The sequence below is a fragment of the Streptomyces pathocidini genome, from assembly GCF_001418495.1.
Classification (GTDB): Bacteria; Actinomycetota; Actinomycetes; order Streptomycetales; family Streptomycetaceae; genus Streptomyces; species Streptomyces pathocidini.
The window spans coordinates 1-8,727 of the sequence record NZ_LIQY01000492.1 but is presented as its reverse complement, the minus strand read 5'-3'; the positions used below and the strand labels follow the sequence as shown (position 1 = coordinate 8,727).

Below are 8,727 nucleotides of genomic sequence, written 5' to 3'. Positions count from 1 at the left end.
CCGACGGACCCGCCCCCGCGGGACCGCCCGGCGGCACGCCCCCGGAGAGCCGCGCCCGGGGCCGGGCCGAGAACTCCGCCGAGGACCGCAATTCTGAAGAAGCCCCCTGAGACCCGCCCTGCCTACGGTGGCTGGAAAGCCCTCAGGGACCGACGTATGACGTGGAGCAGGCCATGATCAAGGGATTCGCCATCGCCACCATCTGGGTTCTCGACCAGGACCGGGCGAAGGAGTTCTACACCGAGAAGCTGGGCCTGGAGGTCCGCACCGACATGACCATGGGCGAGGGCGGTATGCGCTGGCTCACGGTCGGCGCCAAGGACCAGCCCGACGTCCAGCTCACGCTGATGGTGCCGGAGCACCCGGGGCTCGACCCGGAGTCCGCGGCGGCGGTCAGGAAGCTGGTCGCCAAGGGGGTCCTGAGCGGGGGTGTGCTGGTCACCGACGATGTGCACGGGGACTACGAGAAGCTCAAGGCCCGCGGTGTGGAGTTCCTCCAGGAGCCGCAGGAGCGCCCGTACGGCACCGAGGCGATCTTCCGCGACGACTCCGGTAACTGGTTCTCCTTCAACCAGCCCCGTGAGGAGCTCGACTTCGACAAGGACTGGGCATGTTAGGGACCGCTTCCTTACGGACCTCGGTGAAGGGTCTCGCCCGGGCCTTTGTCCGGGCCTTTATAGAGGCCTTATTCGGGGAGGGTGATGATCGGGATGCTGCCGGTGTCCGTCGGGGCGGACTCCGGCAGCCACAGCACGGCGACGGCGCCTCCGTCGTTCTCGTCCCGCGGCTCGGCGTTCCGGAAGGTCAGCCGGGCACCGAGTACGCGGGCTTGGCCGGAGGCGATCGTCAGCCCCAGGCCGTGGCCGTTGCCCGACCGGTCGTCGCTGCCGGTCCTGAACCGGCTCGGCCCGTCCTCCAGCAGCGAGGGCGGGAAGCCCGGCCCGTGGTCGCGGATCCGGATCACCTGTCCGTCCACCGTGACCTGGATCGGCGGCTTGCCGTATCGGGCGGCGTTGCCGAGCAGGTTGCCCAGGATGCGCTCCAGGCGCCGCGGATCGGTGTGCACCTGCGCGTCCCGCAGGATCCGCACCCCTGCGGCCGGGGCCAGGACCCGCACCCGCCGCTCCACGAACTCGCCGAGCGCGATCTCCTGCAGTTCGGCCCGCTCGGCCGCGCTGTCCAGCCGCGCCACCTCCAGCACGTCCTCGACGAGGGTGCGCATAGCCTGCGCCCGGTCTCGTACGAGCTCGGTCGGGCGGCCCGGAGGGAGCAGTTCCGCGGCCGTGAGCAGGCCGGTCACCGGCGTGCGCAGCTCGTGCGCGATGTCCGCGGTCACCCGCCGCTCGGCCTCCAGGCGCTGCTGGAGGGCGTCGGCCATGCCGTCCACGGCGCGCGCCAGATCGTCGGTCTCGTCGCGTACGCGGCCGCCGATCGCGTCCCGCACGCGGACGCCCGGATCGCCCTCGGTGATCTTCATGGCGGCGGTGGCCGCCTTCCGCAGCCGCCGCGAGAGCTGCACGCCGATGAGCACGCCGAGCGCGCAGCCGCCGACCACGACCGAGGCCGAGCCGATGAGCAGGGTGCGGTCGAGGTCGGTGAGCACGGCGTACCGGTCCTCGAAGCGCGAGTGGATCGACAGCACCTTGCCGTTCGCCACCGGGGTCGCGGCCCAGACCTCCGGCGCGCCGTCGCGGTTGTCCTGGAGGTAGGTGGCGCGCTGGCCCGTCATCACGGCGTCCCTGAGCGGGTCCGGCAGCGCCGGGTCGTCGATTTTGGAGTCGAACGGCGGCCGCCCGGTGGACTCGTAGATCCGCTGGGCGTACTTGATCCGCTCGTCCTGCACGTCGCGGCTGCTGTCGAGCATCGAGACGCGCGCCGCGTTGTGCACGACCAGGCTGAGTACGAGCGCGACCAGCGTGCTCACGGCGGCGATGGCGATGGAGAGCTTCCACCGGATGCCGGTGCGCAGCGAGAGTTTCCGCAAGGGGAATCAGCCCTTGAGCTTGTAGCCGAAGCCGCGGACCGTCTCGATCCGGTCCTGGCCGATCTTCGCCCGCAGCCGCTGCACATGGACGTCGACGACGCGGGTGTCGCCGCCCCAGCCGTAGTCCCAGACCCGCTCCAGAAGCCGGTCGCGGGAGAGGACGGTGCCCGGCGCGGCCGAGAACTCCAGCAGTAGCCGCATCTCGGTCGGGGTCAGCGCGACCGGCTCGCCCGCCTTGCGCACCTCCATGCCCTCGGTGTCGACCTCCAGGTCGCCGAAGCGCAGCGGCTCGCTCTCGCCGTGCCCGCTGCTCTCCGGGCCGCCGGGAAAGGCGCCGTTCGCGCCGTTGGCGTTGCCGAACCGGCGCAGCACGGCGCGGATACGGGCCATCAGCACGGCGCCGTCGAAGGGCTTGGTGACGTAGTCGTCGGCGCCCGCCTCCAGGCCCAGGACGACGTCGATGGAGTCGGCGCGCGCCGAGAGCATGATCACGGGAATGGTCGACTCGTCGCGGATCCGGCGGCACAGGCTCACCCCGTCCAGGCCCGGAACCATGACGTCGAGCAGCGCGACGTCCGGCTGCTCGGCGCGGAACCGCTCCAGGCCCTCCAGGCCGTCCGGCACCGCGGTGACCACGAAACCGTCCCGCTCCAGGGCGAGTTGGGTCGCCTCACGAATGACGTCGTCGTCCTCCACGAAGAGCACGTGTGTGTCGCCCATGAGCTGCTCTCAGCCCCCCTTCGGCGCCGCGGACGGACTGTCTCCGGTGACCGACTTGCTGTACTCGTTGTGCGTCCGCGCGGACTCCACGAACCTGCCGCCGCTCCAGCGGTAGGTGACGACGTCCTCGCCCGAGGGGAAGCTCACCGGGTCGCCGGGGCCGTAGACCTGGCGGGTGACCTCCAGGTCGCCCCGGGAGATCTCGCCGTACACGGGCGGCTGCTCGTTCACGAAGACATTCTCGTACTTCTTGCCTGCGGCGGCCTCGCGGTAGACATACGTGCCGATTCCGATGGCGTCTCCGCAGGTCAGGACGTTGACTACGACATCGGGCCCGCTGCTCCCGGTCACCCGGCCGTAGCTGACGTCGACCGGGTACTCATCGGCGACGCAGGGCTTGAGGTCCTTGCGGATCTCGGCGCTGACCTTGGGGTCCGTCTTCAGCAGCTGGACCGCGTCGACCTTGGTGACCGCGGGCGCCGAGGACGGGAGCGAAGAAGAGGGCGTCGGCGGCTTGGAGGGCGCGGGCCCTTCCATGCGCACGCCCTCGGCGCCCGCCGTGCAGCCGGAGACAAACAGGCCGACGGCGGCCGCGAGGGCGGCCGCCGTGACGGTCTTGGCGATTCCGGTGATCGCCGTGGTCCTACTGCAAGGATCCAAGTCAGCCCTCAGGCCGCGCACCGCTGCCCCCGCTCGTACCGCTCCGGCCCACGGGCGCCCCGTACGGCCCTTACGGATCCGTGCCCCGCCGGCTCGCGGCCGTCCTGCTCGCGAGTCTCGAGCTCCTGGCGCAGTCGGGCCAGCGCCCGGTGCAGGGTGCTCTTGACGGTGCCGGTCGACATCCCCAGGGCGGCCGCCGTCTCCTCGGTGCTCATCTGCTCCCAGTGTCGCAGGACGACCACGCTGCGCTGCTTGGGGGCCAGCGTGGAGAGGAGGTCGATCAGCAGGGCGCGGTCGGCGCGCTGCTCGCTGCCGTCGTCCACACTGGCGTCCGGCAGCTGCTCGGTGGGGACCTCGTCCAGCTTGCGGGCGCGCCACCACTCGGTACGGGTGTTGATCATGACCCGGCGGAGGTAGGCGTCCGCGAGGGACTTGTCCGCTATCCCGTCCCAGCGGCCGTAGGTACGGGCCAGGGCGGTCTGGAGCAGGTCCTGTGCGTCGACCGGGTCCGGAACCAGCCGCCGGGCGCTCCGCAGCAGTGCCTCCTGCCGGGTCCTGACGTACTCCTCGAACTCCAGGACCTCGCCGACCTCGCTGCTCGCCATCTCGACCGCCTCCGTTCCGCTTTCTTCCGCCCCGTGGTTTCGCCGGTGTTCCCGGCACACGGAAGAAGCTACGGAGGCGCTGTAACGGAGCCGTCCGCTCCGCCCTTCGGGCTCCGCACGGCTGTCCATAGGTTGTGTAACAGCTGTCGAGTTACTGGTGGTACGGGTGAGCAAAACTGGACATTACGGTGGTAGTTGAGTGCTGTATCAGTGGCTTTCGGCCACTTCGGCCGTGACGGAGCGGGGAGGGGATGTCAGGTGAGGGGCAGGCGGTACGTGCCGTTCGTCAGCGGCTCCACCAGGCCGTCCGAGACCAGCCCGTCCAGCGCGCGGGCGCGCTGGACCGGTTCGTCCCACACCACGTCCAGCGCCGCCTGCTCCACCGGCGTGACCGCCTCGCGCAGCACCGCCAGCAGCTTGCCGCGCACCTGCCGGTCCGTTCCCGCGTACGTCTGGCCGCGCCGGGGCGGGCCGGTGTGCGCGGGGGAGCCCGCGAGGCGCCAGGCGCACTGGGTCGCGATCGGGCAGCGGTGGCAGTCCGGCGTGCGCGCCGTGCACACCAGCGCGCCCAGCTCCATCGTGGCCGCCGCCCACGCGGCCGCCGTCGGGTCGTCGTCCGGCAGCAGCTCGCGCGCGAGGCGCCGCTCGGCGGCGGTCGTGGCGGTCGGCGGGTACTGGACACCGGTGACCGCACGGCCGAAGACCCGCCGGACGTTGGTGTCGAGTACGGGGTGGCGCTGGCCGTACGCGAAGGAGGCGACGGCCGCCGCCGTGTACTCGCCGACACCGGGCAGGGCGAGGAGCTTGGCGTGGTCCTGCGGCACGTCACCGCCGTGGCGCTCCGCTATGGCGGACGCGGCTGCGTGCAGCCGCAGCGCGCGGCGCGGATAGCCGAGCCGGCCCCAGGCGCGGACCGCCTCGCCCGGCGGCTCGGCGGCGAGGTCGGCGGGCCGGGGCCAGCGCGCCAGCCACTGCTCGTACACCGGAAGCACGCGGCTCACCGGGGTCTGCTGCAGCATGAACTCGCTGACCATGACGCCCCAGGGGCCCGCCTCCTGGCGGCGCCAGGGCAGGTCGCGGGCGTGCGTGCGGAACCAGTCGATGACGGGGGAGTGGAGCGCGGCGGGAGCCTCGTCCGAGGGGCCGCCGGCGGTGCGGGAGGTCGTCGTCGTAGTCATGGCACGTCCGATCCTGGCACGAAGCCGGGCGCCACGGCGTCGCTGCCGCGGTGGGGGTGTGTGTCGGGCACGGGAGCGCGCCCGACCGCCTTCGGCCGTTCCGTGATGATGATCCGGAAAAGATACGACGGATGGCGGCGGGTACGTGCCTGAACGGGGCCGCTCCTCTCGTAGAGTTGCGGCGTGGGATCACTGCGCAATCCGATCGGGCCGCTTCCCTCCTCCATCTACTGGCGTCGGAGGGCGGTTGCGCTGTCCGTGATCGCGCTCCTCGCCCTGTTGGCCTTCTGGGCCGTCGACTTCGCCGGTTCCGGCGGCTCCGGCGGGAAGAGCGGGCAGGCCAAGGGTGACGGTCCCGCGCAGACCATCACGCCCGGCCCCTCCTCGAGCGGCCCCGCGATCAGTGAACGCCCGGGCGGGCGCGAGGAGTCGGGCGACGGCGGCTCCGGCAGCGGCGGTACGGGGGGTTCCGGCGGCGGCGAGGACGACGCCGGAGGCGAGGGCGGTGACGCCGACGGGGACGGCAAGGGGGACGGCGACCCGGCGTCCGGTGAGGACGGCGGCAGCGGCGGTTTCGGCAGTGGTGGCGCGGGTGTTCCGGCCGGCTCCGCGCTCGCGGACTGCTCCTCGGACGCCGTCCGGTTGAGTGTGCGCAGCGTGAAGAACTCCTACGCGCCCGGCGAGCGGCCGAAGTTCGAGCTCGTCGCGAAGAACTCCTCCGGCCAGGCCTGCAAGGTCGACTTCGGGCCGCGGGCCGCGGTCATGACCATCACGTCGGCGGCCGAGGACGATCCGATGTGGGCCTCCGACGACTGCCCCAAGAGCGGCTCGATGCTGCTCCAGGTCCCCGCCAAGGGCGAGGCCTCCCGCACCGTCGAGTGGGACCGGCGCCCGAGCGCGCCCAACTGCGGCAAGCGGTCCGGGGGTTCGGCGCAGGCGGGGACGTACCTGGTGGAGGTCCAGGCGAAGGGGATGCCGACGGCGCGGGTTTCGTTCGCGCTCGCCAAGGACTAGACCCTTCGCCTGGACAAGGACTGGACCCGAGGACCGGGCCGCCGTCCCTCGTGGGGCCGAATTCCCGCGTTGACTTTCGGAGGCTCCCCGCGTTGCCCCCCCGTGGGGCCGGGTTCCGCCCGGCCGCGGGTGGCTGTGCGTAACGCCTCCCCGCACCCGCCGTTGCGCGTAACGCCGGTTACACGTACCGCTCGAGGATCGAGGACTCCGCGAGGCGGGAGAGGCCCTCGCGGACGGAGCGGGCCCTCGCCTCGCCGACACCCTCCACGGTCTGGAGGTCGTCCACGCTCGCGGCGAGCAGCTTCTGGAGGCCGCCGAAGTACTCGACGAGCCGCTCGATGACCGTGTTCGGCAGCCGCGGGACCTTCGCCAGCAGGCGGTAGCCGCGGGGCGAGACCGCGGAGTCCAGGGCCTCGGGGGAGCCGCTGTAGCCCAACGCGCGGGCCACCGTGGGGAGTTCGAGGAGCTCAGCGTGGGTGAGGGAGTCGAGTTCGGCGAGCGCGTCGGGGACCGTGCGGGCGCGCTTCGCGGTCGGTTCCGGGACGTAGTCCCGGACCACCAGCTCGCGCTCCGGCTCGACGCCCGCGATCAACTCGTCCAGCTGGAGGGAAAGAAGCCGCCCGTCGGTGCCGAGTTCGACCACGTACTCGGCGATCTCGGTGGCGATGCGGCGGACCATCTCCAGGCGCTGCGCGACGGCCGAGACGTCGCGGACCGTCACCAGGTCCTCGATCTCCAGGGCCGAGAGCGTGCCCGCGACCTCGTCCAGGCGGAGCTTGTAGCGCTCCAGGGTGGCCAGGGCCTGGTTGGCGCGGGAGAGGATCGCCGCGGAGTCCTCCAGGACGCGGCGCTGCCCGTCCACGTACAGCGCGATCAGCCGCATCGACTGGCTGACCGAGACGACCGGGAACCCGGCCTGGATGGAGACGCGCTGGGCGGTGCGGTGGCGCGTGCCGGTCTCCTCGGTGGGGATCGACGCGTCCGGCACGAGCTGCACCCCGGCCCGTACGATCTTGGTGATGTCCTTGTCGAGGATCAGGGCGCCGTCCAGCTTGCACAGTTCACGCAGCCGGGTCGCGCTGAACTCGACATCGAGGACGAATCCGCCGGTGCACATCGTCTCGACCGTCTTGTCCATGCCGAGGACGATGAGGCCGCCGGTGTTGCCCCGCAGTACGCGCTCCAGGCCGTCGCGAAGGGCCGTACCGGGCGCGACCGCGCTCAGCGAGGCACGCATCAGGCCATCGGAACTCCCGGACTTCCCGGGAGCTGCCGTCCGGTCGCTGGCTGCCACTGCACTCCTCCGGTCGCGGATATTGGGGGCCCGGGTGCGTACGTACGGGCGAGACCAGGGCAAAGTCTACCGGCGGCCGGACTCCTTATGTGGGGCGTCCGCCCGGCGGCTCCCGCCGGGCGGACGCCGAGGCGTTCTACCGGGTGCCCTCCAACGCGTCCTCGCGCGGGGCCTCGCGGCGGCTCCGGCGGGGCAGTACGCGCAGCGCGTCACCCATGTCCGCAACCTCTATCACGCGCATCCCGGCGGGCACCTTGCCGGGGTCCGTGGGCACGAGCGCGTGCGTGAAGCCGAGCCGCGCCGCCTCCGCGAGGCGGCGCTGCACGCCGGTGACCCGGCGGACCTCGCCCGCGAGGCCGACCTCGCCGATCGCGACGAGGTTCTTCGGCAGCGGGGTGTCACTGGCGGCGCTGGCCAGGGCGAGGGCCACGGCCAGGTCGGCGGCCGGTTCGGAGAGCTTCACGCCGCCGACCGTGGCGCTGTAGATGTCCCGCTTGCCCAGCTGCGAGATCTTCCCGCGCTGTTCGAGGACGGCGAGCATCATCGAGACGCGGGAGGTCTCCAGGCCCGAGGTGGTGCGGCGCGGGGAGGGGATCTGGGAGTCCACGGTCAGTGCCTGGACCTCGGCGACCAGGGGGCGGCGGCCCTCCAGGGTGACGGTCAGGCAGGTGCCGGGCACCGGCTCGTCGCGCCGGGTCAGAAACAGGCCCGAGGGATCGGCGAGGCCGGTGATGCCCTCGTCGTGCAGCTCGAAGCAGCCGACCTCGTCCGTCGCCCCGTACCGGTTCTTCACGCCGCGCACCAGGCGCAGGCGCGCGTGCCGGTCGCCCTCGAAGTGCAGGACGACGTCCACGAGATGCTCCAGCAGGCGGGGTCCCGCGATGGCGCCGTCCTTGGTGACGTGGCCCACCAGGAGTGTGGACATGCCCCGTTCTTTGGAGGCCCGGATGAGCGCTCCGGCCACTTCCCGCACCTGGGCCATGCCGCCCGGGGCGCCGTCGATCTCCGGTGAGGCGACGGTCTGCACGGAGTCGAGGACGAGCAGCGCGGGCTTGACCGAGTCGAGGTGGCCGAGGACGGCCGACAGGTCGGTCTCGGCGGCGAGATAGAGGTGCTCGGAGAGCGCGCCGATGCGGTCGGCGCGCAGCCGGACCTGGCTCGCGGACTCCTCGCCGGTCACATAGAGCGTGGGCCCCTCGGCGGAGGAGGCCTTGGCCGCGACGTCCAGCAGGAGCGTGGACTTGCCGACGCCCGGCTCGCCCGCGAGCAGCA

Annotated in this window: 9 protein-coding genes; 2 read left to right on the top strand and 7 right to left on the bottom strand. The window is 72.2% G+C overall.

Going from position 1 to position 8,727, the window contains the following annotated elements:
- Positions 1-173 precede the first annotated feature (173 nt).
- Positions 174-617, top strand: coding sequence for a VOC family protein (locus tag AOK16_RS21205; RefSeq protein ID WP_055473780.1), 444 nt, complete (start codon positions 174-176; stop codon positions 615-617).
- Between the two features lie 68 nt (positions 618-685).
- Here AOK16_RS21205 and cseC read toward each other — a convergent pair whose 3' ends face one another.
- The 5 genes from cseC to AOK16_RS21180 form a co-directional block, all read right to left on the bottom strand.
- Entirely contained in the window at positions 686-1,984 is a 1,299-nt protein-coding gene (gene cseC / locus AOK16_RS21200; RefSeq protein WP_055473778.1) for a two-component system sensor histidine kinase CseC, read from the bottom strand.
- A gap of 6 nt (positions 1,985-1,990) precedes the next feature.
- Positions 1,991-2,704: a two-component system response regulator CseB gene (gene cseB / locus AOK16_RS21195; RefSeq protein ID WP_055473777.1), complete on the bottom strand. Its 714-nt coding sequence runs from the start codon at positions 2,702-2,704 to the stop codon at positions 1,991-1,993.
- 9 nt (positions 2,705-2,713) lie between these two features.
- Positions 2,714-3,364 carry a hypothetical protein gene (locus tag AOK16_RS21190; protein ID WP_055473779.1) on the bottom strand — a complete coding sequence of 217 codons (651 nt, stop codon included), beginning with the start codon at positions 3,362-3,364 and terminating at the stop codon, positions 2,714-2,716.
- 8 nt (positions 3,365-3,372) lie between these two features.
- Positions 3,373-3,969 carry a SigE family RNA polymerase sigma factor gene (locus AOK16_RS21185; protein WP_055473776.1) on the bottom strand — a complete coding sequence of 199 codons (597 nt, stop codon included), beginning with the start codon at positions 3,967-3,969 and terminating at the stop codon, positions 3,373-3,375.
- Positions 3,970-4,223: 254 nt separating this feature from the next.
- Positions 4,224-5,147 carry an HhH-GPD family protein gene (locus AOK16_RS21180; RefSeq protein ID WP_055473775.1) on the bottom strand — a complete coding sequence of 308 codons (924 nt, stop codon included), beginning with the start codon at positions 5,145-5,147 and terminating at the stop codon, positions 4,224-4,226.
- Between the two features lie 183 nt (positions 5,148-5,330).
- Here AOK16_RS21180 and AOK16_RS21175 point away from each other — a divergent pair, with 183 nt between their 5' ends.
- Entirely contained in the window at positions 5,331-6,161 is an 831-nt protein-coding gene (locus AOK16_RS21175) for a hypothetical protein (protein ID WP_055473774.1), read from the top strand.
- A gap of 178 nt (positions 6,162-6,339) precedes the next feature.
- On the opposite strand, the gene disA is transcribed toward AOK16_RS21175, so the two are convergent.
- Together disA and radA are read right to left on the bottom strand one after the other, a co-directional pair.
- Entirely contained in the window at positions 6,340-7,398 is a 1,059-nt protein-coding gene (disA, locus tag AOK16_RS21170; protein ID WP_055473773.1) for a DNA integrity scanning diadenylate cyclase DisA, read from the bottom strand.
- Positions 7,399-7,591: 193 nt separating this feature from the next.
- Positions 7,592-8,727, bottom strand: a 1,136-nt coding sequence (gene radA, locus AOK16_RS21165; RefSeq protein ID WP_055473772.1) for a DNA repair protein RadA, incomplete at its 5' end; no start/stop codon positions are given.